Annotated in this window: 17 protein-coding genes and 1 pseudogene; 2 read left to right on the forward strand and 16 right to left on the reverse strand. The window is 70.8% G+C overall.

The features are described from left to right. Positions 1-80 precede the first annotated feature (80 nt). The 4 genes and pseudogenes from LE548_RS01025 to LE548_RS01040 all read right to left on the reverse strand — a co-directional run. Complete coding sequence (locus tag LE548_RS01025; protein WP_225094643.1) at positions 81-500, reverse strand: glycine cleavage system protein H; 420 nt, start codon at positions 498-500, stop codon at positions 81-83. Next, positions 497-1,678, reverse strand: a complete 1,182-nt coding sequence (locus LE548_RS01030; RefSeq protein ID WP_225094644.1) for an NAD(P)/FAD-dependent oxidoreductase — start codon at positions 1,676-1,678, stop codon at positions 497-499. The genes LE548_RS01025 and LE548_RS01030 overlap by 4 nt, the downstream gene beginning before the upstream one ends. Positions 1,679-1,843: 165 nt before the next feature. Continuing rightward, a complete protein-coding gene (locus tag LE548_RS01035) occupies positions 1,844-4,663 on the reverse strand; it encodes a SpoIIE family protein phosphatase (protein WP_263635588.1) in 2,820 nt (939 codons plus the stop codon). A 123-nt stretch (positions 4,664-4,786) separates the two neighbouring features. Beyond that, positions 4,787-5,503 (reverse strand): annotated as a pseudogene (locus LE548_RS01040) (aromatic ring-hydroxylating dioxygenase subunit alpha); the annotation flags it as partial. A 90-nt stretch (positions 5,504-5,593) separates the two neighbouring features. Here LE548_RS01040 and purU point away from each other — a divergent pair. Next, on the forward strand, positions 5,594-6,466 hold the full coding sequence (purU, locus tag LE548_RS01045) for a formyltetrahydrofolate deformylase (RefSeq protein WP_225094646.1): 873 nt from the start codon (positions 5,594-5,596) through the stop codon (positions 6,464-6,466). A gap of 112 nt (positions 6,467-6,578) precedes the next feature. Beyond that, complete coding sequence (locus LE548_RS01050) at positions 6,579-7,376, forward strand: IclR family transcriptional regulator (protein ID WP_225094647.1); 798 nt, start codon at positions 6,579-6,581, stop codon at positions 7,374-7,376. Between the two features lie 106 nt (positions 7,377-7,482). Here LE548_RS01050 and LE548_RS01055 read toward each other — a convergent pair whose 3' ends face one another. The 12 genes from LE548_RS01055 to betA all read right to left on the reverse strand — a co-directional run bounded on the left by LE548_RS01055 (position 7,483) and on the right by betA (position 25,893). Then, entirely contained in the window at positions 7,483-8,097 is a 615-nt protein-coding gene (locus LE548_RS01055) for a sarcosine oxidase subunit gamma (protein WP_225094648.1), read from the reverse strand. Continuing rightward, positions 8,090-11,344 carry a sarcosine oxidase subunit delta family protein gene (locus LE548_RS01060; protein WP_225094649.1) on the reverse strand — a complete coding sequence of 1,085 codons (3,255 nt, stop codon included), beginning with the start codon at positions 11,342-11,344 and terminating at the stop codon, positions 8,090-8,092. Before LE548_RS01060 ends, LE548_RS01055 begins: the two co-directional genes overlap by 8 nt. 11 nt (positions 11,345-11,355) lie before the next feature. Next, complete coding sequence (locus LE548_RS01065) at positions 11,356-12,588, reverse strand: sarcosine oxidase subunit beta family protein (protein WP_225094650.1); 1,233 nt, start codon at positions 12,586-12,588, stop codon at positions 11,356-11,358. Next, positions 12,585-13,871, reverse strand: coding sequence for a serine hydroxymethyltransferase (gene glyA / locus LE548_RS01070; RefSeq protein ID WP_225094651.1), 1,287 nt, complete (start codon positions 13,869-13,871; stop codon positions 12,585-12,587). The genes LE548_RS01065 and glyA overlap by 4 nt, the downstream gene beginning before the upstream one ends. After that, positions 13,868-14,728 (reverse strand): bifunctional methylenetetrahydrofolate dehydrogenase/methenyltetrahydrofolate cyclohydrolase, encoded by an 861-nt coding sequence (locus LE548_RS01075; RefSeq protein ID WP_225094652.1) that lies wholly within the window; start codon positions 14,726-14,728, stop codon positions 13,868-13,870. The genes glyA and LE548_RS01075 overlap by 4 nt, the downstream gene beginning before the upstream one ends. A 22-nt stretch (positions 14,729-14,750) precedes the next feature. Further along, positions 14,751-17,189 carry an FAD-dependent oxidoreductase gene (locus LE548_RS01080; protein WP_225094653.1) on the reverse strand — a complete coding sequence of 813 codons (2,439 nt, stop codon included), beginning with the start codon at positions 17,187-17,189 and terminating at the stop codon, positions 14,751-14,753. 548 nt (positions 17,190-17,737) lie between these two features. After that, positions 17,738-18,703 (reverse strand): ABC transporter substrate-binding protein, encoded by a 966-nt coding sequence (locus tag LE548_RS01085; protein ID WP_225094654.1) that lies wholly within the window; start codon positions 18,701-18,703, stop codon positions 17,738-17,740. A gap of 13 nt (positions 18,704-18,716) precedes the next feature. Beyond that, positions 18,717-20,693 (reverse strand): proline/glycine betaine ABC transporter permease, encoded by a 1,977-nt coding sequence (locus tag LE548_RS01090; protein ID WP_225094655.1) that lies wholly within the window; start codon positions 20,691-20,693, stop codon positions 18,717-18,719. Further along, positions 20,693-21,784 carry a glycine betaine/L-proline ABC transporter ATP-binding protein gene (locus tag LE548_RS01095; protein WP_225094656.1) on the reverse strand — a complete coding sequence of 364 codons (1,092 nt, stop codon included), beginning with the start codon at positions 21,782-21,784 and terminating at the stop codon, positions 20,693-20,695. The genes LE548_RS01090 and LE548_RS01095 overlap by 1 nt, the downstream gene beginning before the upstream one ends. A gap of 20 nt (positions 21,785-21,804) precedes the next feature. Continuing rightward, positions 21,805-23,274 carry an aldehyde dehydrogenase family protein gene (locus LE548_RS01100; protein ID WP_225094657.1) on the reverse strand — a complete coding sequence of 490 codons (1,470 nt, stop codon included), beginning with the start codon at positions 23,272-23,274 and terminating at the stop codon, positions 21,805-21,807. A 108-nt stretch (positions 23,275-23,382) separates the two neighbouring features. Then, positions 23,383-24,219: a 5,10-methylenetetrahydrofolate reductase gene (locus LE548_RS01105; protein ID WP_225094658.1), complete on the reverse strand. Its 837-nt coding sequence runs from the start codon at positions 24,217-24,219 to the stop codon at positions 23,383-23,385. Positions 24,220-24,222: 3 nt separating this feature from the next. Further along, entirely contained in the window at positions 24,223-25,893 is a 1,671-nt protein-coding gene (gene betA, locus LE548_RS01110) for a choline dehydrogenase (protein WP_225094659.1), read from the reverse strand. Between the last annotated feature and the right edge of the window lie 19 nt (positions 25,894-25,912).

Here is a 25,912-nt window from a genome sequence, read left to right on the forward strand (position 1 = left end):
GGACCCGCGCACGCTCCTGCGGGAGGGTTGTGTCGGTCACCGGCCCGGACATTTCTCGGTCAGGGTCCGGTGGGGCAAGGTCATCGGCGGTCTCCCCGGGTGTCGCAATAGGCGGCGTACGCCTCGGCGGTCAGGGCGCCGGCGATGTTCTCGACCCGCAGCCGGAAAAGCCAACCAGCTGTGTAGGGCGCGGAGTTGACGATGCCCGGGTCTTCAGCCAGCGCGGGGTTGACCTCCAGGACCTCGCCCGAGGCGGGGGCGTACACGGCGCTGGCGGCCGCCGGTGACCCGATCTCGCCGCAGGCCTCACCGGCCTCGACCCAGGTACCCGGCGCGGGCAGCGTCAGGCGGGCGACCTCGCCGAGGGCCTGTACTGCGAACGCCGTGACGCCGACGGTGGCGTTGCCCCCGTCCACGATCAGCCACTCGGGGTCCCAGGTGTACCGCAGATGCCGCGGAACACCCAGGGCACCGGCGCGCGGGGAGGTCACGGGAGTCATGAGGTCAGGGCCGCGGCGGCCGGGACGAGGGTGCGTCGCAGCCGGTTGAAGAGCTTCGGCTGGTTGAGGAAGAGCACGGCGACGGCGGAGCCCTCGCGCCGGTACACGGCGGTGAAGGAGCGGCTGTCGAGGTCGCCGTCGACGATCTCGGGCTGGGCGCCGGGGGCGACGTGTCCGGCGAGCTGGATGCGCACCTGGTACTGGTCGGACCAGAAGTACGGGGCCGTGAGCGGGGCGGGGGCCGAGACCCCGGACAGCAGGGTGCGGGCGGCGGTGGTCGCCTGCTCGGTGGCGCTGGTCCAGTGCTCGACGCGGGCGTGCCGTCCGGTGAACGGGTGGGGGCAGCGGGCGACGTCACCGACGGCGACCACGCCCGGGACATTGGTCGAGCAGCCGGAGTCGCACACCACGCCGTCGTCCACCTGGACGCCGGAGCCGGCGAGCCAGTCGGTGGCGGGCCGCACGCCCACCCCGGTCACGACGACGTCGGCGGGCAGCACCCGCCCGTCCGTCAGCCGCACTCCGGTGACCCGCTCCTCGCCGGTGAATCCCGCCACGCCGATGCCGCAGATCAGGCCGACCCCGTGATCGCTGTGCAGCGAGGAGCACACCAGCCCCAACTCACGGCCCAGTTGGCGCTCCAGCGGTACGTCGAGCGCCTCGACGACGGTGACATGGAGGCCGAGCCGGTGGGCGGTGGAGGCCACCTCGGCGCCGATGAAGCCGGCGCCGATGACGACGACCCGGGGCAGGCCGCTGTGCAGATCGGCGCGCAGGGCCTGGGCGTCGTCGAGGGTGCGCAGGGTGTGGATGCCGGCCAGGCCCTCCGTGCCCGGGAGCGTGCGGGGGCTCGCGCCGGTCGCGATGACGACGCCGTCGGTGCGCAGTTCCTGTCCTCCGGCCAGCGTCACGGAGCGCGCCGCGGTGTCCAGCCGGACCGCGCGTTCGCCGAGCAGCCATCGCGCCCCCAGCTCCTCGTACTCGTCCGCGTCGCCGAGCGCGAGCGCTTCGGTGTCGAGGTCGCCCTTGAGGAAATCCTTGGACAACGGGGGCCGGTCGTAGGGGGTGTGGCGCTCCTCGCCCACCACGACGATCTCGCCGTCATAGCCCTCCGCGCGCAGCGCGCGCACCGTGCTGAGACCGGCCAGTGACGCGCCGACGACGGTGATGCTCCTCATGCCGGCCCTCCGGGTGCAGAACACTGCGGCTTGCTGTCTCTGATAACACAACACTCTTCGCTATACGCAACATGCTTTCCGCGCCGGCACGGGCTTGTCAAGGGAGATGCAAGCATTGGTTTGGCATGGCGCACCGAAATTCGCCATGCGCAACACTGCGGGGGGTTACAGCGGGGGTACGTCCCCCAGCTCCGGCAGCAGGTCACCCAGATCGCCGTCGGTCCCGGCGGCGGGACCTTCCAGGGACTGCTCGCTCCAGATGACCTTGCCGCGGGCGATGTACCGCACGCCCCAGCGCCGGGCGAAGTGGGCGACCAGGAACAGCCCCCGGCCGCCCTCGTCGGTGGTGGCGGCGCGGCGCAGATGCGGTGAGGTGCTGCTGCCGTCGGCCACTTCGCAGATCAAGCTGTCCCCGTCGAGCAGCAGCCGGAGCCGGATGGGCTCGCCGCCGTAGCGTATGGCGTTGGTGACGAGCTCGCTGAGGATGAGTTCGGTCGTGAAGGAGATCTCGTCCAGGCCCCAGGCCGCCAGCCGGCGGGCGCACTCGGCGCGGAGGGGAGCGAGGGCGGCGGGGTCGGCGGGCACGTCCCAGTCGGCTACCCGGTCCGGGTCCGTGCGCCGGGTCCGGGCCACGAGGAGAGCGATGTCGTCACGGGGACGGTCGGGCAGCAGGGCGTCGAGGACCGCCCGGCAGGCTTGTTCGGGTGTCCGGTCGGGCTGTGCGAGGGCTCCTCGCAGGAGGTCGAGCCCGGTGTCGAGGTCGCGCTCGCGGTCTTCGACGAGCCCGTCCGTGTAGAGGGCGAGCAGGGAGCCCTCGGCCGGCTCCAGTTCGGCGGTCTCGACGGGCAGACCGGCACCGAGGCCCAGCGGCGGCGCGACCGGAACATCGGGGAAGGTGACCGTGCCGTCGGGACCGACGAGAGCCGGCCCCGGATGGCCGGCCCGGGCCACGGTGCACCGGCCGGAGACGGGATCGTAGATCGCGAACAGGCAGCCGGCACCGGTGATGCCCGCGCCCTCACCCTGGGTGGCCGCACCGCCGTTCTCACTGCTGTCGTTGCTCTCGCTCTCGTCGATCCGGGCGACCAGCTCGTCCAGATGGCTCAGCAGTTCGTCCGGGGACAGATCGAGGGCGCAGAAGTTGTGGACCGCGGTGCGCAGCCGGCCCATGGTCGCGGCGGCGTGCAGTCCGTGGCCGACGACGTCGCCGACGACGAGGGCGACCCGGGCCCCGGGCAGCGGGATCACATCGAACCAGTCCCCGCTCACCCCGGCCTGCGCGGGCAGGTAGCGGTGGGCCACCTCCAGGGCCGACTGCTCGGGCAGGGTGCGGGGCAGCAGGCTGCGCTGGAGGGTGACCGCCATGGCGTGCTCGCGGGTGTAGCGGCGGGCGTTGTCGATCGCGACCGCCGCACGGGCCGCCAGTTCCTCGGCGACCGCCAGGTCCTCCTCCGTGAAGGCGTCCTGCTCCGAGCGCCAGAAGTCGACCACCCCCAACGCCATGCCACGGGCCTGGAGCGGCACCGTGATCAGGGAACGCATCCCGAAGTCCAGGACGTGGCACGCCCGTTCGGGATCCCGCGACCGCCAGCCGCGTGCCGCACGCAGATCGGACTCCAGCACGGCGCGGCCGCTGCGCAGCCCCTGTGCCTGGGGCGTCGTCGCCGGCCACGTGACCGCCTCGTCCACCGGGTTCAGCGGATGGTCGTCCCGGATGCCGTGCACGGCGGCCCGGTGCATGGTCGGGTTCGCCCTGTCCGGTTCCTCACCGCGCCGTACCGCGTCCAGCAGTTCGGCAGTGGCGAAGTCCGCGAACCGGGGCACCGCGATCCGGGCCAGTTCCTCGGCCGTGCGGGCCACATCGAGGGTGGTGCCGATGCGCACCCCGGCGTCGTAGAGCAGTTGCAGCCGCTCCCGCGCGATCCGGGCACGGCCCGCGAGCGCGCGCAGCTCCGTGGTGTCCCGCAGGGTCGCCACGCTGCCGCCCGGCCCGCCGTGCGGGGCGGTGGGACGTACGTTGACCGCGAGCAGCCGCTCCCCCGCCAGGACCACCTCGTCGCTGACGGCCCGGCCCGAGGCCAGCAGCGCGGCGGCCGGCGGGGGCAGGCCCAGTTCGGTGACGCGCCGGCCCGTCACGTCCCCGGGCAGGTCCAGCAGGCGGGTGGCCTCGTCGTTGGCCAGCAGCAGCCGTCCCTCGCCGTCGATGACGAGCACGCCCTCCCGGACCGAGTGCAGGACCGCGTCGTGGTGCTCGTACATCCGCGTCATCTCGGCCGGTTCCAGACCGTGCGTCTGCCGCCGTAGCCGCCGGCTCACCAGGGCCGAGCCGCCCGTGACCAGCGCCAGCCCGACGGCTGCGGAGCCGAACAGCAGCGGCATCTGTCCCATCACCCGCTGGTTCACGCTCTTGACGGTGATGCCCACGGACACCACGCCGACGACCTTGCCGGCTGTGTCCTTCACGGGGGCCATCGTGTCCACGGCGCGGCCGACGCCCGGTGTGTCGTACGTGTCCTGGTGCACCTTGCCGGCCAGCGCGTCCGCGTAGGAGCCGACGACGCGTTTGCCGATGAGGCGCGGGTCGGGGTGGGTCCAGCGGATGCCGGACGGGCTGAACGCGATGACGTAGGTGACCTTGGCCTGTTTCCGGGCCTGCTCCGCGCGCGGCTGGAGCAGGGCACTGGGGTCGGCCGATCTCATGGCGCTCAGGGTCCCCGGGGCGTTCGCGAACATCTCGGCGCCGACCAGCGAGCGCTCCCTGGCGTCCTGGAGGGTCGTGCTGCGGGCCTGGAGCACCAGGGCCACCACGGCGGCGACCACGAGCAACAGGACGACCCCCACCTGGAGGACGAGAACCTGGCCGGCGACGCTGTGCACGCTCAGGAGGGAGCGCAGGCCTGCCCCTCGCCGCTGCGAGGCTCGCGGCCGGACCTCGGTCCCGGCCGGCCGCGCCGCACCCGGCGACCGGCCCGCACGCCGATGCATGGCCATACCTCCAGTATGGGTGGCCCCGGGCGGGGCGTGGCCGGGGCGTACGGCCGAATGGCCCGTCCACCTGCCGGAGAGGCCGTGCGGCAGGTGGACGGGCGGTACCGGGGGCGGGAAGGGTCAGCCGAGGTGGCGTACGCCGAGCTTGTCCTGCAGCCAGGTGTGGAACTCGCCGATGTGGTGCTCGCTGAGCACCAGGACACCGCCCTTGGCATAGAGCCGTGAGCTCATGCCCGGCTGGGTGCGCTCACAGGCGTCGAAGTCCTGCTGGTTGACGCGGTGGAAGAGTTCCACCGAGCGGTCCACGTCCTTGCCGCTCTCCACGATGACCTCCTCACCGAACTCCGCGCCGTGTCCGACGTAGTACTGGGCGGCGTAGCCGTCGGCGAACTCCGCAAGGACCTCGGTGAGTTCGGGGTGGATGGTGGCGCAGTGGTAGCACTCCATGAAGTTCTCGATGATGAGCTTCCAGTTGGCCTGCACGCCGTAGGTGATCCGCCGGCCCACCGAGAGGTTCTCGATGCCGTAGTGCTCGATCGACTCGGTGTCGCCGAGCCGCTCGACGACGACCCCGACCACGTCCTCCTCGAAGGACGGCGGGTTGTCGGCCAGGCACACCCACACATAGCCCAGCCACTCCCGGACATGGACGTTGACCAGGCCGTACGCGGTGCGGTCGAGGTCCGGCATCGAGGTCAGGTCGGGCGCGGCGACCAGCTTGCCGTCGAGGTCGTACGTCCAGGCGTGGTACGGGCACTGGAAGGCGCGCTTGACCTCGCCGGACTCCTCCGTGAACCCCACGAGCGGGTTGCAAATAACGCAACCCGATGCGCAACAAGAACGCCACCCTTGACCTGTCGGCCACCACACCCGACCATGTTGCGTATCACTCATATCGTTGCGCAGTGCGCACTCAGGGAGGATGTCATGTCCCCTCGACCGCAGCCCGGCCGCGAGTTCGTCCTCACCCTTTCCTGCCCTGACCGGGCCGGTCTCGTCCACGCCGTGAGCACCTATCTCGTCACGCACTCCGGCAACATCCTGGAGAGCCAGCAGTTCGACGACCGGCTTCAGGACCGCTTCTTCATGCGGGTGCATTTCGACGTCTCGGACCCCGGAGTGAACCTGGAGGATCTGCGCACCGGTTTCGGCCCGGTCGCCGAGGCGTACCGGATCACCTGGAAGCTGCACGACGCCTCGACCCCGACCCGCACGCTGATCATGGTGTCGAAGTTCGGCCACTGCCTGAACGACCTGCTCTTCCGCAAGTCCACGGGCGCGCTCAACATCGAGATCCCGGCGATCGTCTCCAACCACCGCGACTTCGAGGCGCTGGCGCAGAACTACGGCATCCCCTTCCACCACGTCCCGGTGACACCGCAGACCAAGGCGGAGGCAGAAACCCGGCTGCTCCAGCTCGTCGACGAGCTGGACATCGACCTCGTGGTGCTCGCCCGGTACATGCAGATCCTCTCCGACGACCTGTGCAAGGAGCTCGACGGCCGGGCCATCAACATCCACCACTCCTTCCTGCCGAGCTTCAAGGGGGCGCGGCCGTACGTCCAGGCGCACCGGCGCGGCGTCAAGCTCGTCGGGGCCACGGCCCACTACGTCACACCCGACCTGGACGAGGGCCCGATCATCGAGCAGGACGTCGTCCGCGTGAACCACTCGCACGCCCCGGACGAGCTGGTCACCCTCGGCCGTGACGTCGAGGCACAGGTGCTCGCCCGCGCCGTGGAGTGGCACAGCGAGAACCGTGTGCTGGTCAACGGCAACTGCACGGTCGTCTTCCGCTGACGAACGGGCAGTCCTAGAGTACGGGGGACAGCCGGTGTCACGTACCCAACGGGCCGTCCGCACAGTCACCGTGTCCCCTCGCCTCACCCCTCCGCTTGCGTATAGTTGCGCTATGAGCAACTACGGTGCAGATGGCGAAACAGCGGGTCCCGCTGTGAACGGGGTGCAGTCCGTCGACCGTGCGGTCAGCGTGCTGGAGATTCTCGCCCAGCGCGGCGAGGCGGGCGTCAGCGAGGTCGCTGCCGAGATCGACGTCCACAAGTCGACCGCGTTCCGTCTGCTCGGCGCGCTGGAGGCGCGCGGTCTGGTCGAGCAGGCGGCCGAGCGGGGCAAATACCGGCTGGGCTTCGGGATCGTGCGCCTCGCGGGCGCGGTCACCGGCCGGCTCGACGTCACCCAGCAGGGCCGGGCCGTGTGCGAGCGGCTGATAGAGGAGATCGGCGAGACGGTCAACATCGCGGTGCTCCAGGAGCACTACGCGGTCAACCTCTACCAGGTACGCGGGCCCGGCGCGGTCGGCACGCACAACTGGGTCGGACAGCTCACGCCGGTCCACGCCACGTCCAGCGGCAAGATCCTGCTGGCCCACCTGTCGGAGACGGCGCGCGCCGGGGTGCTCGCGGCCGCTGGGTTGCAGAAGCTGACCCCGCACACCCTGACCGCCAGGACGAAGCTGGAGAAGAACCTGGCCGAGGCGCGCGAGCGCGGCTACGCGGTGACGCTGGAGGAACTGGAGATCGGCCTGCACGCCATGGCGGCACCGATCCGCGCCCGCGACGGCGAGGTCATCGCGGCCCTCAGCGCGTCCGGGCCGGCCTACCGCTTCACCGAGGAACGCCTCCACGAGCTCGCCCCGGCACTGCTCCAGGGCGCGCGGGAGATCAGCCACCGGATGGGTTACCTGGGCTGAGTCACCCCTGACTCGCGAACCCGGGATGTGCAGGGCCTGCCGAGGAACAGCGAGGCGGGCCGGTGTCTTCACCGGCCCGCCTCGCTTCCTGCGTCGACCGGAACGGTCACGCAGCTCCGTCGGTGTATTCCACGGCCGCGTCCAGCAGCCAGTCCGTCAGGTAGCCCGCGAAGGACGAGCGCACCAGGATCCAGAACCCGGTCCTGGTCTCGTCGCGGGCGACGAGGACGACCTGGGTGCGGGCCAGGGTCGTCTGGGCGCAGCGGCCGGGGCCGAAGGCGCTCGGGTGGAGGTCCAGCGAGCAGCCGTGGGAGAGCAGGTCACGGGCGCGGGGGCCGGTGACCAGGAGGGTGGTGCGCTGGGCCGAGACGTCGGTCACCGAGACGTGCTCGTCACCGGCCGCCGCACGGATCCGGCTCTCCAGCTCCCGCTCGGTACCGGGCTGTCCGACCACCAGCCATTCGTCCGGACCCAGCCACACCACGGTCAGCTCCCCCGCGCGGACCACCGAGTCCGGCTCCAGGGGCAGTGGGAGACCCAGGGCGAGTCCGACGGCGTCCGCCGCCGGACTCTTGGCGTCGAGGCGGACGTTCACCTGGGCCAGGAAGGGAACTTCGGCCAGCCGGACCGCGCCCCCGGAGGAGCGGGTCGCGGCGGTCAGGCGGTCGGCGGCATGCGCCAGCGGGCTGCGCTGCCGGGCGGTCAGGGCGGTGTCAGCCATCGCGGCGGGCTCCCTCGGGGTCGTAGAGGACGGGACCGGCGACGGTCACCGGGAGCAACCGGTCGCCGACGGGTGCGTAGAGGCGGTCGCCGATGCGGTCCCGGCCGCCCTTGATCAGGGCGAGCGCGAAGGTCCGGCCGAGCGCCGCGCTGCGGTAGCTGGAGGTGACGTGGCCGAGCATCGGCACCGGCGGGGCCGGTAGTTCGCTGTCGGCGACCAGCTGGGTGCCCTCCGGGAGGAGGGCACCGGTGTCGTCCGGGAGCAGGGCGACCAGGTGCTTGCGGTCGGGGCGGACGGTGTCGGCGCGGGCGTAGGAGCGCTTGCCGATGAAGTCGGGCTTCTTCTTGGACACCGCCCAGCTCATGCCGAGATCCTGCGGGGTGACCGTGCCGTCCGTGTCCTGGCCGATGATCGGGTAGCCCTTCTCGGCGCGCAGGACGTGCATGGTCTCGGTTCCGTAGGGGGTGATGCCGTACGGGGCACCCGCCTCGTAGACGGCTTCCCACAGGGCGAGGGCGTCCCACGGGGACACATTGATCTCATAGGCGAGCTCGCCGGAGAAGCTGATCCGGCAGACGCGCGCGTCGATGCCGGCGACGGTCGTCTCACGCCAGGCCATGAACGGGAAGTCGTCGTTGGCGACGGCGAGTCGAGGCGCCAGTGCGCCGAGGACCGCGCGGGACTTCGGGCCGACCAGGGCGACGGTGGCCCACTGCTCGGTGACCGACGTGCAGTGCACCCGCAGATCGGGCCACTCGGTCTGCAGCCACTCCTCCATCCAGTCCAGGACGGCCGCCGCGTTGCCGGTCGTGGTGGTGACGAGGAAGCGGTCCTGGGCGAGCCGGATGACCGTGCCGTCGTCGAAGACCATCCCGTCCGGGCGGCACATCACGCCGTAGCGGATCATGCCGACCTTCAGGGTGCTCATCATGTTGGTGTAGAGCAGGTCGAGGAAGCGCCCGGCGTCCGCGCCCTGTACGTCGATCTTGCCGAGCGTGGAGGCGTCCATGAAGCCCACGCTGTCGCGGGCGGCACGGCACTCGCGCAGCACGGCGGTCTCCATGTCCTCGCCGGCCTGCGGGTAGTACCATGGCCGCTTCCACTGCCCGACGTTCTCGAAGAGGGCGCCGTGCTCGACGTGCCAGCCGTGCAGGGCGGTCGTGCGGATCGGGTCGTGCAGCGCGCCGCGGTCCCGGCCCGCGAGGGCGGCGAAGGAGACGGGGGTGTACGGCGGCCGGAAGGTGGGCAGGCCGAGCGCCGAGATGTCCACGCCGAGGAGTTCGGCGACCACCCCGCTCGCCAGGACGCCGCCCGTCTTGCCCTGGTCGTTGGCGGTACCGGCCGTGGTGTAGCGCTTGGTGTGCTCCACCGAGTGCAGGCCCGCCCCGGTGGCCCGCGCCAGGTCGTCGACGGTGACGTCACGCTGGAGGTCGACGAACCGGCGGACGCCGGTGGCGGCCGGGACGGTGAAGACCTGCATGGGCGGGGTGTACGGCTGGGCGGCCACGGCCGGAAGGGCGGGTGCCTCGGCGGTGTAGCCCTCCGCCTCGATCGCGCGGGCGCCGGCTGCCGCGCCCTGCGCGAGGACGGTGGCGAGGTCGAAGGCACCGTTCGCGCTGCCGGCGACCTCGACCGCCTGACGGCAGCTGTCGGGGACGAACGTGCCGAGGACGTCGTCGTGGCGAAGCTTGCCGCCCGCCTGGCTGAACAGGTGCGCGACCGGGTTCCAGCCGCCGGAGACCAGCAGCAGGTCGACGGCGAACTCCCGCTGACCGGCGGACTCCCCGTACGGGGCGACCGTCACGGCGGTGAGACGCTCCGCGCCCTGTGTTCCGGTGACCGCGTGGCCGGCCAGCACCTCGATCCCGGCGGAACGGGCGCGCTCGGCCCACTGACCCGGCTCGGGCCGGGTGTCGACGATCGCCGCGACGTCCACCCCGGCCGCCGCCAGGTCGAGGGCGGCGGCGTAGGCACTGTCGTTGGTGGTGAACACGACCGCGTGCCGGCCCGGCAGGACGGCGTACCGGTGCAGGTACGTCCGTGCCGAGGCGGCCAGCATCACGCCGGGGCGGTCGTTGTCGCCGAACGCCAGCGAGCGCTCGTGGGCACCGGTGGCGAGGACGACCCGCCGGGCGCGGATGCGCCAGACCCGCTCACGGGAGACGTTCGCCGGGGCGTCGGCCCCGAGGTGGTTGGTACGGCGCTCGACGGCGAGGACGTGGTTGTCGTCGTAGTGGCCGAAGACGGTGGTACGGCGCAGGACACGCACCTCGGGGGCGGCTTCGAGCCGGGCACGCGTCGCCGCCACCCAGTCCAGGTGCTCCCCGGTGCCGAGCAGGCTGCCGCCGGGTTCCGGCTGGTCGTCGGCGAGGATGACGCGGGCGCCGCTGTTCGCTGCCGCCGCCGCGGCCGCCAGGCCGGCCGGCCCGGCACCGACGACCAGCAGGTCGCAGTGCGCGTGTACGGCGTCGTAGCGGGCGGGGTCCGGTTCGGTGGCGAGGCGGCCCTGGCCCGGGAGGCTGCTCGCGACCAGGCCGTCGTAGAGCTCGATGGTCGTGGCGGGGAGCATGGGCTCGGGGAAGGGGGCCTCGATCTGGACGACCGCGTTGGGTTCTTCGACGCCGGCGGAGAAGATCCCTCTGGGGCGGCCGAGTTTGATGCTGGTGCCGGCTTGGACGACGCCGTTGGCGAGGAGGGCGGAGGCGAGGGTGTCGCCTCGGTAGCCCTGGTATTCGGTGCCGTCGAAGGTGAAGGTGAGGGGGACGTCACGGTCGATGCGGCCGCCGGTGGGGGTGCGGAACGGGTGGTCGCCCCCGCCGCCCCTACCCGTCCCGTCCTTGAGGGGCTCTGCCCCTTCGACCCCGCCAGGGGGCTCCGCCCCCTGGACCCCCGTCGGCCCCGAAGGGGCCTTGTCCTCGAACTCCCCCAGAGGGGGTACCCCCAGACAGGCTGAGTGCGCTGGACGGGGCTCCACCGCCTCCGGGCGCTCCTCCCCCGTCCGGTAAACGGCCAGGATCTCGTTGGTCGATGTGTCCCGCACCGCGTTGAACCACTTGCGGCAGCCCGCCGCGTGGCTCCAGCGTTCGGCGAAGGGGCCCTTCGAGTTGTCGCGGAAGAAGAGGTAGCGGGCCCACTCCTCGTCGGTGAGGGCGGCGGGGTCCTCCGGGTAGGGGACGTGGGCCTGGCCGCCGTAGTGGAACTCGGCCTCGTCGCGGGGCCCGCACCACGGGCAGGAGATCAGCAGCATGGTTCGGCTCCCTAGTGGGCCACCGCGGCCGCGCCGTGCTCGTCGACGAGCGCGCCGGTGGTGAAACGGTCGAGCGAGAAGGGGGCGTTGAGGGCGTGCGGGGTGTCGTGCGCGATGGTGTGGGCGTACACCCAGCCGACGCCCGGTGTCGCCTTGAAACCGCCGGTGCCCCAACCGCAGTTGAGGTAGAGGTTGTCGACCGGGGTGAGGCCGACGATGGGTGAGGCGTCGGGGCTCACGTCGACGATGCCACCCCAGGTGCGCAGCACATGGGCGCGGGCGAACACCGGGAAGAGCTCCAGGGCGGCGGACATCTGCTCCTCGATGATGTGGAACGCGCCGCGCTGGGTGTACGAGTTGTACGCGTCGATGCCCGCGCCCATCACCAGCTCGCCCTTGTGCGCCTGGCTGACGTACACGTGGACGGCGTTCGACATGACCACCGTGGGGTGGACCGGCTCCAGCAGCTCGGAGACGAGGGCCTGCAACGGGTGGCTCTGGAGGGGGAGTTCGATGCCGGCCATGGCGGCGAGGACCGAGGTGTGGCCGGCCGAGCACAGGGCCACCTTGCCGGCGGCGATGGGACCGAGGCTCGTCTGTACGCCGACCACCCGGCCGTCGACCACGTCCAGCCCCGTGACCTCGCAGTTCTGGATGATGTCGATGCCGGCCGCGTCCGCGGAGCGGGCGAAGCCCCAGGCGACGTAGTCGTGCTTGGCGATGCCGGCGCGCGGCTGGTAGGTGCCGCCGAGGACCGGGTAGCGCACGTCGGGTGAGATGTTGACGATCGGGCAGACCTCTTTGACCGCTTGCGCGTCGAGCCACTCGGCGTCGACCCCGTTGAGCCGGTTGGCCTCGACCCGGCGCACGCTGTCGCGGACGTCCTGCAGGCTGTGGGCGAGGTTCAGCACACCGCGCTGGGAGAAGAGGATCGGGTAGTCGAGCTCCTCCTCCAGTCCCTCCCACAGCTTCAGCGCGTGCTCGTAGATGCCCGCGCTCTCGTCCCAGAGGTAGTTGGAGCGGATGATCGTGGTGTTGCGGGCCATGTTGCCGCCCGCGAGCCAGCCCTTCTCCAGGACGGCGACGTTGGTGATGCCGTGGTTCTTCGCCAGGTAGTGGGCGGTGGCCAGGCCGTGTCCGCCGCCGCCCACGATCACCACGTCGTACGACCGCTTGGGCTCGGGGGTGCGCCAGAGCCAGTCCGGGTGGTCGGGCAGGTCGGCGCCGGGGGTGCGGGGGCTCATCGGGCGTCTCCTGAGGTGCCGGAAAGGTGCGGGTAGAGCGGGTGCTTCGCGGCCAGCGCCGCGGTGCGGGCGCGCAGCGCGGCCAGGTCCGGCTCGGGCTGGAGGGCCAGCGCGATCACGTCGGCGACCTCGGCGAAGTCCGCCTCGGTGAAGCCCCGGGTGGCCAGCGCCGGCGTGCCGATGCGCAGGCCGGAGGTGACCATGGGCGGGCGCGGGTCGAAGGGGACGGCGTTGCGGTTGACGGTGATACCGATCTCGTGCAGCAGGTCCTCGGCGTGCTTGCCGTCGAGTTCGGAGTCCCTCAGGTCCACGAGGACGAGGTGGACGTCCGTGCCGCCGGTCAGGACCTTCACGCCGGCCGCGGCCGCGTCGGGCCGGGTCAGGCGCTCGGCAAGGATGCGGGCGCCGGCGAGGGTCCGGGCCTGGCGCTCGGCGAACTCGGGCGATGCGGCGACCTTGAAGGAGACGGCCTTCGCGGCGATGACATGCTCCAGCGGGCCGCCCTGCATCCCGGGGAACACGGCCGAGTTGATCTTCTTGGCGAGGTCGGCGTCGTTGGTGAGGATGACTCCGCCGCGGGGACCGCCGAGGGTCTTGTGCGTGGTGGTGGTGACCACGTGGGCGTGCGGGACGGGGCTGGGGTGCAGTCCGGCGGCGACCAGGCCCGCGAAGTGCGCCATGTCGACCATGAGGAGGGCGCCGACCTCGTCGGCGATCCGGCGGAAGGCCGCGAAGTCCAGCTGCCTCGGGTACGCCGACCAGCCCGCGATGATCATCTTGGGGCGGTGTTCCTTGGCGAGCCGTTCCACCTCGTCCATGTCGACGAGGTTGTCCGCCTCGGAGACGTGGTACGGCACGACATCGAGCATCTTGCCGCTGTAGTTGATGCGCATGCCGTGGGTGAGGTGGCCGCCGTGCGCGAGGTCGAGCCCGAGGATGGTGTCGCCGGGCTGGAGCAGCGCGAAGAAGACGGCGGTGTTGGCCTGGGCGCCCGAGTGCGGCTGGACGTTGGCGAAGCCCGCGCCGAACAGGGACTTGATGCGTTCGATGGCCAGCCGCTCGGTGACGTCGACGTGTTCGCAGCCGCCGTAGTAACGGCGGCCGGGGTAGCCCTCGGCGTACTTGTTGGTCGCGACCGAGCCCTGTGCCTCCATCACGGCGGTGGGCGCGAAGTTCTCGGAGGCGATCATCTCCAGGGTGGACTGCTGGCGGTGCAGCTCGGCCCGGAGGGCTTCGTGGACCTCGGGGTCCAGCTCGGCAAGGGGCGTGTTCAGCGCGTTCATGCGGAGTTCGCGTTCCTCTCGGCGGCCTCGACGACGTTGGCGAGCAGCATCGCCCGGGTCATGGGTCCCACTCCCCCGGGCATCGGAGCGAGCCACCCGGCTACCTCGGCGGCCTCCGGGTGGATGTCGCCGACGAGTCCGTGCTCGGTGCGGGTGATGCCGACGTCCAGGACGGCGGCGCCGGGGCGCAGCATGTCCTTGGTGATCAGTCCGGGCGAGCCGGCCGCCGCGACGACGATGTCCGCCTCGCGCACGTGCCAGGCCAGGCCCTTGGTTCCGGTGTGGCAGAGGGTGACGGTGGCGTTCTCGGAACGGCGGGTGAGCAGCAGTCCGATCGGCCGTCCGACGGTGATGCCCCGGCCGACGACGCACACGCGCGCTCCGGCGAGCGGCACGTCGTAGCGGCGCAGCAGTTCTACGATGCCGCGTGGCGTGCAGGGCAGCGGGGCGTCGGTGCCGAGGACGAGCCGGCCCAGGTTGACCGGGTGCAGTCCGTCGGCGTCCTTGGCGGGGTCCATGCGGGCGAGGACGGCGTTGGTGTCCAGGTGGCGCGGGAGCGGGAGCTGGACGATGTAGCCGGTGCAGGCCGGATCGGCGTTGAGTTCGTCGATGACGTCCTCGACCTGCTGCCGGCTTGCGTCGGCGGGCAGTTCGCGGCGCAGGGAGGCGATGCCCACCTGTGCGCAGTCGCGGTGCTTTCCGGCGACGTAGGCGTGGCTGCCGGGGTCGTCGCCGACCAGGACGGTGCCAAGGCCGGGCGGGCGGCCGGTCATTGCGGTCAACTTGGCCACGCGTTCGGCGAGTTCGCGCCGGATGTCGGCGGCAGTGGCCTTGCCGTCAAGCAGTTGTGCGGTCACCGGTGGTGTTCCTTCCCCTTGGCTAGCCACGGAGGCGGGACATGGTCGGGTCGAACAGCGGCTCCTCGGCCACGACCGCCTCGATGCGCTGGTCGAAGTAGCCGATGTGCACGGTGGTGCCAGGGGTGGCCAGCTCCGCCGGGAGCCATGCGTAGGCGATGCCCTTGCCGACGGTGTAGCCGTAGGCGGCGCTGGTGACGTACCCGACGGCGCGGTCACCGTCGTACACCGGCTCCTTGCCCATGACGACGGCCTGCGGGTCGTCGATGGTGAGGCAGGACAGCTTGCGCCGTACGTCCGCCTTGCGGCGCTCCAGCGCGGCCTTGCCGATGAAGTCGCCCTTGTCGAGCTTGACGGCGAAGCCGACGCCGGCCTCGTAGGGGTCGTGCTCGTAGGTCATGTCGGTGCCGAAGGAGCGGTAGCCCTTCTCCAGGCGAAGGCTGTTGAAGGCGCCCCGGCCGGCGATGATGCCGCCGAGCGGCTGGGCGGCGGCCCAGAGAGTGTCCCACAGCTTCTGGCCCTGATCGGCCGTGGTGTACAGCTCCCAGCCCAGCTCGCCGACGTACGACAGGCGCATCGCGGTGACCGGGACGCTGCCGATGTAGGCGCGCTTGGCGCGGAAGTACTTCAGGCCGTCGTTCGAGAAGTCCTCGTCGGTGAGGGGCTGGAGCACCTCGCGGGCCAGCGGGCCCCACAGGCCGATGCAGCAGGTGCCGGCGGTGATGTCGCGGACCTGGACCGTGCCGTCGGCGGGCAGGTGGCGGGTGAACCAGTCGAGGTCGAGGTTGCCGTTGGCGCCGACCTGGAAGAGGTCGCGGGCGAGGCGGGCCACCGTGATGTCGCTGCGGATGCCGCCGTCCTGGTCGAGGAGCAGGGTGTACGTCACCGAGCCGACGGACTTGGCGACCTTGCCGGTGACCAGCCCTTCCAGGAAGTCGGCGGCACCGGGGCCGCTGACCTCCAGGCGCTTGAGGGCCGTCATGTCGTACAGCGCGACCGTCTCGCGGGTGACCTGGGCCTCGGCGCCGACGATCGGCGACCAGTAGCGCGCGGCCCAGCCGTTGGGGGTGGGGATCGAACGGCCTTCGACCAGCCCGGCATTCGCCTCGTACCACTGCGGGCGCTCCCAGCCGTTCGCTTCCAAGAAGAACGCGCCGTGTTCCTGCTGGCGCGCGTAGAAGGGGCTGGTGCGGATCGGGCGGGGCTTCCCGGTCGGCTGGAGGGGGTGGAGGATGTCGTAGACCTCGACGAAGTTCTGGCAGTCGCGTGCCAGGACGTACTCCGGGGACAGCTGGTGCGGCTCGAAGCGGTTGACGTCGCACTCGTGCAGGTCGAAGGAGGAGCAGTAGCCGTCGACCAGCCATTCGGCGACGGCCCGGCCGACGCCCGCGGAGTGGGTGACCCACACGGCCTCGGCGACCCAGAAACCCTTGACGTCCGGGGACTCGCCGAGCAGCGGGTAGCCGTCGGTGGTGAAGGAGAACAGGCCGTTGATGCCCTCCTCGACCTTGGCCTCGCGGGTCGAGGGCAGCAGGGACTGCGTCTCGGTCCACGCGGGCTCGAAGTCCTCCTCGGTGAACTTCAGGACCGAGGGCATCTGGTCGGCCTCGTCCACGGAGAGGATGTCGTCGGCGGAGACGGGCATGGGCCGGTGGCCGTAGTAGCCGATGCCAAGGCCGTCGTAGCGGTCGCGGTAGTAGAGGTCGGCGTCCTGGTGGCGCAGGATCGGGCGGACCGCCTCCTCGGTCTGGCCTGCGAGGGCGGGGACCGGCCCGGTCCAGGCGAGCTGATGGGCGAGCGGGGTGAGCGGCAGGTTCATACCGACCATACGGGCGATCTTCGGACCCCAGATGCCGGCGCAGCACACGACGATGTCGGCGGGCAGCTCGCCCTGGTCGGTCACCACGCCGGTGACGCGGCCCTCGCTCTGCTGGATGCCGAGGACCTCGTGCCGGGCGAGGAAGCGCACACCGCGCTCGGTGGCCCGGCGGATCTGGGCCTCGACGGCGAGGACGGCCTTGGCGAGACCGTCGGTGGGGATGAACAGGCCGCCGAGGATCTTGTCCCGGTCGACCAACGGGTGCCGCTCCACGCACTCGTCGGGGCTCAGCAGGTGCGCCTCGATGCCCCAGGCGGTGATCCAGCCGCGCCGGCGGTGCAGCTCGGCGAGGCGCTCGGCGGTGGTCGCCACCTCCAGGCCGCCGACCTGCAGGAAACAGGGCTTGCCGTCGACGTCGAGGGAGCAGAACTTCTCGACGGTGTAGCGCGCCAGCTCCGTCATGGTCTTCGAGGGGTTCGTCTGGAAGACCAGGCCCGGAGCGTGCGAGCTGGATCCGCCCGTGGCCGGGAGGGAGCCCTGGTCGACCACGGTCACCTCGGTCCAGCCGCGCGCGGAGATCTCGTCCGCCAGGGCCGCTCCCACGACGCCCGCTCCGATGATCACCACTCGGGGTCCCGCCATCGCCCAACCTCCGAACTTGAAACCGGCCTAGTTGCTTTGTGCGCAACTTGATTCAGGTTGCGCAACTCAATGTGCCCGCCCCGAGAAGGGGTGTCAAGGGCTCAGCACAGAGGGCGCTTTAGCTCGATCGTGTGGTGGTCGGCTCACGGGCTTGCAGCACTGCGCGGGGTGCGGGTTAACGTGGCAGCGCGATCTGGAACGCCGAGTTCGGCTCCAGCGCGCGGGGCCCCTGCTCCACCGGAGAGATGGTTCAGGGCCTCCCCGCCGCCTCTGGCTGTACTCACTTGGCCAGGTCGTCAGGGAATTCGCCCGCCCGGCCCGGAACACGGACAGGATCCGCGTCGCCGCCCGGGATGCGAAAGCGGATGACCAGTGCGCCCAAAACCGTTCGGGGCGTGCCAGTGCGCGGACTCGCCCGCTCACTGCTCAGGAACGGTGTCAAGGGGTCGGTGACCCGGACAACAGCCGAAACACGGCAATGCCCGGTGGGCGGTGCATACCTGAACGCACCGCCCACCGGGCGTCTTCGGCCGTTTGTCGACTCTCGGCTACTTCAGCCAGGCATCGACCTTGTCGCGGTTCGCGTCGACCCACTTCTTGGCCGCCGCGTCGTCCGACATCTTGTCCACCGCGATGTACTTGGCGACGGTGTTCTGGTCGTCGTTCGTCCAGTGGAAGTTCTTCACCAGGTTGTACGCCGGACTGCCCGACTTGGCGAACTGCGAACTGACGATCTTGTCCAGGTCGTACACCGGATAATCGCAGGCCACCTTCGCCGCGTCGGCGTCGCAACCCGTCGTGTAGGCGGGCAGGTTGACCTTCACCAGGGGCACCTCGGACAGGAACCACTGGGGCTCGTAGAAGTAGCCGATCACCCACTGCTTGTTCTTCTCGGCCGTCCGGTAGGCCTGGATGAGCGCGGTCTCGCTGCCCGCGTACACCACCTTGAAGTTCAGCTTCAGATTCTTGACCAGGGCCGCGTCATTGGTGACGTAGGAGGGGTCGCCGTCGAGCAGCTGGCCCTTGCCGCCCGACTCGGAGGTCTTGAACTGGTCGGCGTACTTGTCGAGGTTCTTCCAGTCGGTGATGTCCGGGTGCGCCTTGGCCAGCCACGGCGGCACGAACCAGCCGATGACACCCTTGTTGCCGGTCGAACCCGCCTCCACGGCCGTCTTCTGGCCGGTGATGTACTTCTTCTTCAGATCGTCGTGGCCCCAGTTCTCCAGGACGGCGTCGACCTCACCGGTCCCGAAGCCCTGCCAGGCGATCTCCTCCTTCAGGTCCTTCTTCTGGACCGTACAGCCGAGGTCGTGCTGCGCCACGTACGCGACGACCGCCGCGTCCGCCTCGTAGCCCACCCACGGGTTGACGGCCAGGTTGAAGGTGCTGCACTTGCCGCCCGAGGACTTCGCGCCCGCGGAGGTGCTGTCGCCGACCTTCGCCCCCGAGCAGGCCGTGAGGGTGAGGCCGAGGACGGCCAGGCCGGCCGCGCCGGCTCGCCAGTGTTGTGCCATGGTGTCGTGCTCCTTATGCCCTGGTGCGTCGCGCCGCAGCCTGAGTGATCCGGTCGAACATGACTCCCAGCAGTACGATGGCGAGCCCCGCCGCCAGCCCCTTGCCGTACAGCTGTCCCTGCGAGAATCCGGCCACGACGTCGTAGCCGAGGGCGCCGGCCCCTACCAGGCCGCCCACCACAACCATCGACAGCACATAGATCAGGCCCTGATTGGTCGCCAGTGTCAGGGCGCTGCGTGCCATCGGCAGCTGAACCTTGGTGATGATCTGCCAGGTGTTGCACCCGGCCGAGGTGGCCGCCTCCACGGTCGTCTCCGGCACGTTCCGCACCCCGTCCGCGATGATCTTGATGGCGACGGGCGCCGCGTAGACGACGGCCGCGACGATCGCGGTGAACCGGGTCGCGCCGAAGAGCGCGAGGAACGGCACGAGGTAGACGAACGGCGGCATGACCTGTGCGGCGTCCAGGGTGGGACGTATCAGCCGGTCGACGAGCGCGCTGCGACCCATCCACACGCCGAAGACGACACCGAACAGCATCACCAGCACCGTGGCCACGGCGGTCGAGGCGAGGGTCGTCATGCCGTCCGACCACACGCCCGTTCCGACCAGCAGACCGACGCACACGGCGGCCGTCACCGCGGCCCAGCGGCCGCCGAGCACCGCGCCGAGCGCGACCAGGGTGATGCCGACGAGCCACCACGGGGAGTCGGTCAGCAGGGCCTGGAACGGGTTGAGCAGACCGTTGGTGATGACGTCCCGCAGGGCGTTGGTCAGGCCCGAGAGGTGGTCCTGGAGCCAGGTGGTCGTGGTGTCGGCCGCGCTCGCGATGTGGCTGCCGGTGCTGCCGCTGCCGGGGAACTCGGCCGCCCAGACGTAGGTGTGGGACAGATAGACCAGGACGGCGACCGCGATCCCGCCCGCCGCCAGCAGCGGCCGGCGCCACTTCAGCAGGCCGCCGCCGGTGCGCCGGGCCGCCTCGGTGCGCGCGGCCGCCGCCGTGGTGACCCGGTCGAGCACGATCGCCATGACGACGATGGCGAGACCGGCGTTGAAGGCGGTGCCGACGTCGAGGGACTGCAGGGCCTGCACGACGGTCTTGCCGAGGCCGGGCGCGTCGATCAGGGCGGCGATGGTCACCATGGCCAGGGCGGCCATGATGGTCTGGTTGACGCCCATGACGACCGTGCGCTTGGACATCGGCAGCAGCACCTTGAGCAGTTGCTGGGTGCGTGTCGTGCCGAGCGAGTCCGCCGCCTCGACGGTGGTCTCGGGCACCGAGCGGATGGCGTGCGCGGTGATGCGGATGGCGGGCGGTGCCGCGTAGATCACCGTGGTGATCACCGCCGAGGCCCCGCCGATCAGGAAGATCAGGGTGAGCGGGGCGAGGTAGACGAAGGTCGGCATCGTCTGCATGAAGTCCAGGAAGGGCGTCATGATCCGGTTGAACCGGTCGGACAGTCCGGCCCACACGCCGAGCGGGATGCCGATGAGCAGCGCCACGATGACGGCCGACAGGGTCAGCGCCAGGGTGTCCATGCTCTCCTGCCACAGGCCCTGGAGCCCGAAGAAGGTGAAGCCGACCACGGCCAGCAGGGCCACCCGCCAGTTCGCCACGGCCCAGGAGACGTAGCCCGTGATGCCGACGACGCCGAGCCAGCCGATCTGCGGGACGGGCCGGGTGCCGGTGGGCTGGGAGATCAGGGACTGGACGAAGGTCACCAGGTTGTCGATGACCAGCCGGATCTCGTTGAAGAAGTACAGGAAGAGCGGGTTGGAGTTGCGGTTGGCCCCGATGCTGTCGTTGAGGTCGTTCAGCCAGCGGTGCAGACCGGTGAGGTCGGCCGCCGCGAGGGTCAGCGTCTGCCGGCCGCGCAGCACGGCGAAGAGCACCAGCCAGGCGATCAGGATGCCCGCCACCACCATGGGGCGGCTGACCTTACGGCGCAGGGTCGCGACCGGCGCGGTCACGTCGGCGGCGACAGCCATCACGCACCGCCTTCCTGACCGGCGACGACGGCGAGGATCTCCTCGTCACCGACGATGCCGAGCAGCTTGCCGCCCTCGACGACCTTGACCGGCTTCTCGGCGGCCAGGACGGCACGGGTGGCCTCGCGCACCACGACGTCCGGCCCCAGCTCGGGCCCGTCGAGGGCGTCTTCGGGCTGCGCGGGGCGCATGATCCAGCGCAGGGTGAGCACGTCGCCGCGCGGCACGTCCTTGACGAAGTCGCGTACGTAGTCGTCGGCGGGGGCGCCGACCAGTTCGTCACCGGTGCCGCACTGGACCATCTTGCCGTCGCGCATGATCAGGATGCGGTCGCCCAGTTTGAGGGCCTCGGAGAGGTCGTGGGTGATGAACACCATGGTCTTGCCGACCTCGTGGTGCAGCCGGATGACCTCGCTCTGCATGTCGCGGCGGATCAGCGGGTCGAGCGCCGAGAAGGGCTCGTCGAAGAAGAGGACGTCGGGGTCGCCGGCCAGGGCGCGGGCGAGTCCGACGCGCTGCTGCATGCCGCCGGAGAGCTGGTCGGGGTAGGAGTTCTCGTAGCCGGCGAGGCCCACGAGTTCGACGGTCTCCAGGGCTCGCTTGGCGCGTTCGGCCTTGCCCATCCCCCGGATCTCCAGGCCGAAGGCCACGTTGTCGACGACCTTGCGGTGCGGCAGCAGCCCGAAGTGCTGGAAGACCATGGAGAACTTGCTGCGCCGCAGTTCGCGCAGTCGCCGGGGGTCGGCGTCGCGGATGTCCTCGCCCTCGAAGACGATCTCACCGGCGGTGGGTTCGATCAGCCGGGTGAGACATCGCACCAGGGTGGACTTGCCGGAGCCGGACAGGCCCATGACGACGAAGACCTCGCCGGGCGAGACCTCGAAGTTCACGTCCCGTACGGCGGCGGTGCATCCGGTGCGGTCCATGAGCTCGCGGCGGGTCAGTCCGCACAGCTCCGCGGAGCCCGGCACCTGGTCGGCCTTCGGCCCGAACACCTTCCACAGCCGGCGCACGGAGATGACCGGCGTGCGGTCCTGGGGGTCCGGGGACGTGTCGCGCCGCTGCGACACCTCGGTCTGTGCTGGGGTCACGATGGGCCTCTTTTCGGCGTTCAGCCGCGGAACCAGTGCTGCGGCCGGGGTTGGATGTTCTGCCAGACGTGCTTGGGCTCCCGGTATTCGTCGAGGCCCGTCGGCCCCAGCTCACGGCCCACACCGGAGTGCCCGAAACCACCCCACTCCGCCTGCGGCACATAGGGGTGATAGTCGTTGATCCACACGGTGCCGTGACGCAGCGCGCGGGCGACCCGCTGTGCCCGGCCCGCGTCCTGTGTCCACACGGCCCCCGCGAGGCCGTACTCCGTGTCGTTGGCGATGCGGACGGCGTCGTCCTCGTCACGGAAGCGTTCGACGGTGAGCACGGGTCCGAAGGACTCCTCGTGCACCACACGCATGTCCTGCTGGCACTCGTCCAGGACGGTCGGCGGGTAGTAGAAGCCGCTCGCCAGCGCGGGCTCGGTGGGACGCGTGCCGCCGCAGCGCAGTACGGCGCCCTCGGCGAGGCCGGCCGCGACATACGCCTCGACCTTCTCCCGGTGCTGTGCGGAGATCAGCGGCCCGGTCTCGGCCTCGGGGTCGAAGGGACCGCCCAGCCGGATGAGCCGGGCCCGGCGTACGAGCTCGTCGACGAAGGCGTCGTGCAGCGAGTCCTCCACGATCAGCCGGGCGCCGGCCGAGCAGACCTGCCCGGAGTGCAGGAAGACGGCGGTGAGCGCGAAGTCGACGGCGGTCTCGAAGTCGGCGTCGGCGAAGACGACGTTCGGATTCTTGCCGCCGAGCTCCAGCGCGACCTTCTTCACCGTCGCCGCGGCGGTCGCCATGATGTGCCGCCCGGTCGCCAGGCCTCCGGTGAAGGACACCATGTCCACGGCCGGGTCCTCGGCCAGCGGTGCGCCCGCCTCGGCTCCGGCGCCCAGGACGAGGTTGGCGGCGCCGGCGGGAAGGCCGGCCTCCTCCAGCGCCTTCATCAGCAGGATCGACGTGGAGGGGGTGAGTTCGCTGGGCTTGAGGACGACGGTGTTGCCCGCGAGGAGGGCCGGGGCGACCTTCCAGGAGGCCTGGAGCAGGGGGTAGTTCCAGGGGGTGATCAGTCCGCAGACGCCGACGGGTTCGTAGGTGACCCGGCTGAAGGCGTCGTCGCGGCCGGTGTCGACCACCCGGCCGGCGCTGGTGCCGGCGATGCCGCCGTAGTAGCGGAAGCAGGAGACGACGTCGGCGATGTCGTATTCGCTCTCGACCAGGCGCTTGCCTGTGTCGAGGGACTCGGCGCGGGCGAATTCCTTCGCGTCGCGTTCGAGGATGTCGGCGGTGCGCAGCAGCAGGGCGCCGCGCTCACGCTCGGGGGTGTGCGGCCAGGGGCCGTCGTCGAAGGCCCGCCGGGCCGCGGCGATCGCCGCCTCGGTGTCGGGGCGGGTGCCCTCAGAGACCGTCGCGACGAGCGTGCCGTCCGCCGGACAGCGGATCTCCCGGTGACCGCCGGCCACCGGATCACGCCATTCTCCGGCCACATACAGATCTGCCACAGCCGCGCCCTTCGCATGAAGTCGTTGCGCATTGTGCACTGCATTGCTTGTGGTGGAACACCCTGGCCGAATGAGCCGACGCCGTCAAGGGGTCGGCAGCTGCCGGTTTCAGGTGTCCAGCCGGTCCAGCACCGCTCGCCGCCAGCGCTCCGTCTCGGCGATCTGGTTGAAGGTGAACAGATGCAGACCGGCCACCCCCGCCGACGGCCTCGCGAACACCTCGGCGCCGCGGTCGAGCAGGCGCTCCGGCACATATCCGCCGGGGGTCGCGAACCGCAGGAACCACGACGGGTGCCTGGTGAGAAAGCGCGTCGACTCCCCCACGCCGATCTTCGTCGCCATGGCCAGCAGCTTGGCCCGCTGCACCGGCCCCGCGACGCCCACGTACACGGGCAGGGTGATGTCACGGCGCCGGATCCGGGTGATCCAGTCGCCGAGCACGCGCGGGTCGAAGCACAGGTTGCTGACGATGTACGTGGCGTGCGACCGCTTGTCCCACATCGACTGGATGGTGAGGTCGTCGTGGATGAGCGGATGGCTCTCCGGATAGCCGGTGATCCCCAGCTCCCCGAAGGGCCTGCCCAGCTCGCTCAGCCGGCGCAGCACGGGCAGGGCCGCGTCGTACGGCCCGGCCGGCGGGTCGGCATCGCCCGCCGGCACGAACAGGTCGTCCACGCCCGCCGCCCGCAGCCGCTCGGCCACGTCCTTCAGGTGTGCGTCGTCCCGCAGTAAGCGTGCGGGCACATGCGGGGCGACCCGGTACCCGTGCGCCGCGAGCCGCTCGGTCAGGCCGAGTGTCGGCTCCAGTCCCTTGACCGGCGACGCCGTGACCGTGACCACGACGTCGCGGGGCACATGGGCGAGGACCTTCTCCTCCGTCGCCTTCGCCGGGAGCACCTCGTAGCGGACGCGGCCGAGCAGCGACCGCAGCGTCTCGGCGGCCATCGCCTACCCTGCCTGTTTCTGGGCGTCGCGGTGCCGGTAGTACGCGGCCTTGGAGGGCTCCAGCGGCTCCTTGCCGAGGATGAGGTCGGCCGCCTTCTCGGCGATCATCATCACCGGGGCGTAGATGTTGCCGTTGGTGACATAGGGCATCACCGACGCGTCCACGACCCGCAGGCCCTCCACACCGTGCACGCGCATGCTGGCCGGGTCGACGACGGACATCTCGTCGGTGCCCATCTTGCAGGTGCAGGACGGGTGCAGGGCGGTCTCACCGTCCTTGGCGACCCAGGCGAGGATCTCCTCGTCCGTCTCCACAGACGGGCCGGGCGAGATCTCGCCGTCGTTGTAGGGGGCGAGGGCGGGCTGATTGAGGAGCTTGCGCGCGACCCGGACGGCCTCGACCCACTCCCGGCGGTCCTGCTCGGTGGAGAGGTAGTTGAAGCGCAGCGCCGGGTGCTCGCGCGGGTCCTTGCTCTTGATCTTCACCGAGCCGATGGCGTCGGAGTACATGGGTCCGACGTGGACCTGATAGCCGTGGCCGCCGGCGGGCACGGAACCGTCGTAGCGGACCGCGATGGGCAGGAAATGGAACATCAGGTTGGGGTAGTCCACGTCCTCGTTGCTGCGGCAGAAGCCGCCGGCCTCGAAGTGGTTGGTGGCGGCCGGACCCTTCCTGAACAGCCACTGCAGGCCGATGAAGGGGGCCCGCCACTTCGCCAGGTACGGCTGCATGGAGACGGGCTGCTTGCAGGCGTACTGGATGTACACCTCCAGGTGGTCCTGCATGTTCTCGCCGACGCCGGGCAGGTCGTGGACGACGTCGATGCCGAGGGCGGACAGCTCGGCGGCGTTGCCGACGCCGGACAGCTGGAGCAGCTGCGGCGAGTTGATCGCGCCGCCGCACAGGATGACCTCACCGGCACGGACCTGCTGGGGTGCGCCCCGGCCGCGCCGGTACTCGACACCGACCGCCCGCTTGCCCTCGAAGAGGACCCGGGTGACGAGGGCACGGGTGGTCACGTCAAGGTTCGGCCGCTTCATGGCGGGCTTGAGATACGCCTTCGAGGCCGACAGCCGGCGCCCGCGGTGGACGTTGCGGTCGAACTTGGCGAATCCTTCCTGCCGGTAGCCGTTGACATCGTCCGTGGGTGCGTAGCCCGCCTGCTGGGTGGCCTTGAGGAAGGCGGTGAACAGCGGGTTGGTCGCCGGGCCGCGTTCCAGGACGAGGGGTCCGTCATGGCCGCGGAACTCGTCGTCCGGCTCGGCCGCCAGGCAGTTCTCCATCCGGCGGAAGTACGGCAGGCAGTGCGCGTAGTCCCAGGTCTCCATGCCGGGGTCGGCCGCCCAGCGCTCGTAGTCCATGGGATTGCCGCGCTGGAAGATCATGCCGTTGATGCTGCTGGAACCGCCGAGCACCTTGCCCCGGGCGTGGTAGATGCGCCGGCCGCCCATATGCGGCTCGGGCTCGGACTCGTATTTCCAGTCGTAGAAGCGGCTGCCTATGGGGTAGGTGAGAGCCGCGGGCATGTGGATGAAGACGTCCCAGGGATAGTCGGAGCGGCCGGCCTCCAGGACGAGCACTCGGTTTCCGGGGTCGGCCGAGAGCCGGTTCGCCAGTGCACTGCCGGCCGATCCGCCGCCGACGATGACGAAGTCGTAGTGAAGAGGAGCCATGTGTCGCCTCGTCTCGCTT

This window comes from Streptomyces sp. CoH27, from assembly GCF_020181035.1.
Lineage (GTDB): Bacteria > Actinomycetota > Actinomycetes > Streptomycetales > Streptomycetaceae > Streptomyces > Streptomyces camelliae.

Excerpts from the sequence above, each read along its gene's own strand:
- LE548_RS01025 (WP_225094643.1), bottom strand. The coding sequence starts at position 500 with ATGACTCCCGTGACCTCCCCGCGCGCCGGTGCCCTGGGTGTTCCGCGG.
- LE548_RS01055 (WP_225094648.1), bottom strand. The coding sequence starts at position 8,097 with ATGGCTGACACCGCCCTGACCGCCCGGCAGCGCAGCCCGCTGGCGCAT.
- purU (WP_225094646.1), top strand. The coding sequence starts at position 5,594 with ATGTCCCCTCGACCGCAGCCCGGCCGCGAGTTCGTCCTCACCCTTTCC.
- LE548_RS01030 (WP_225094644.1), bottom strand. The coding sequence starts at position 1,678 with ATGAGGAGCATCACCGTCGTCGGCGCGTCACTGGCCGGTCTCAGCACG.
- LE548_RS01080 (WP_225094653.1), bottom strand. The coding sequence starts at position 17,189 with ATGGCGGGACCCCGAGTGGTGATCATCGGAGCGGGCGTCGTGGGAGCG.
- LE548_RS01035 (WP_263635588.1), bottom strand. The coding sequence starts at position 4,663 with ATGCATCGGCGTGCGGGCCGGTCGCCGGGTGCGGCGCGGCCGGCCGGG.
- LE548_RS01090 (WP_225094655.1), bottom strand. The coding sequence starts at position 20,693 with ATGGCTGTCGCCGCCGACGTGACCGCGCCGGTCGCGACCCTGCGCCGT.
- LE548_RS01050 (WP_225094647.1), top strand. The coding sequence starts at position 6,579 with ATGAGCAACTACGGTGCAGATGGCGAAACAGCGGGTCCCGCTGTGAAC.
- LE548_RS01060 (WP_225094649.1), bottom strand. The coding sequence starts at position 11,344 with ATGCTGCTGATCTCCTGCCCGTGGTGCGGGCCCCGCGACGAGGCCGAG.
- LE548_RS01085 (WP_225094654.1), bottom strand. The coding sequence starts at position 18,703 with ATGGCACAACACTGGCGAGCCGGCGCGGCCGGCCTGGCCGTCCTCGGC.
- glyA (WP_225094651.1), bottom strand. The coding sequence starts at position 13,871 with ATGAACGCGCTGAACACGCCCCTTGCCGAGCTGGACCCCGAGGTCCAC.
- LE548_RS01105 (WP_225094658.1), bottom strand. The coding sequence starts at position 24,219 with ATGGCCGCCGAGACGCTGCGGTCGCTGCTCGGCCGCGTCCGCTACGAG.
- betA (WP_225094659.1), bottom strand. The coding sequence starts at position 25,893 with ATGGCTCCTCTTCACTACGACTTCGTCATCGTCGGCGGCGGATCGGCC.
- LE548_RS01065 (WP_225094650.1), bottom strand. The coding sequence starts at position 12,588 with ATGAGCCCCCGCACCCCCGGCGCCGACCTGCCCGACCACCCGGACTGG.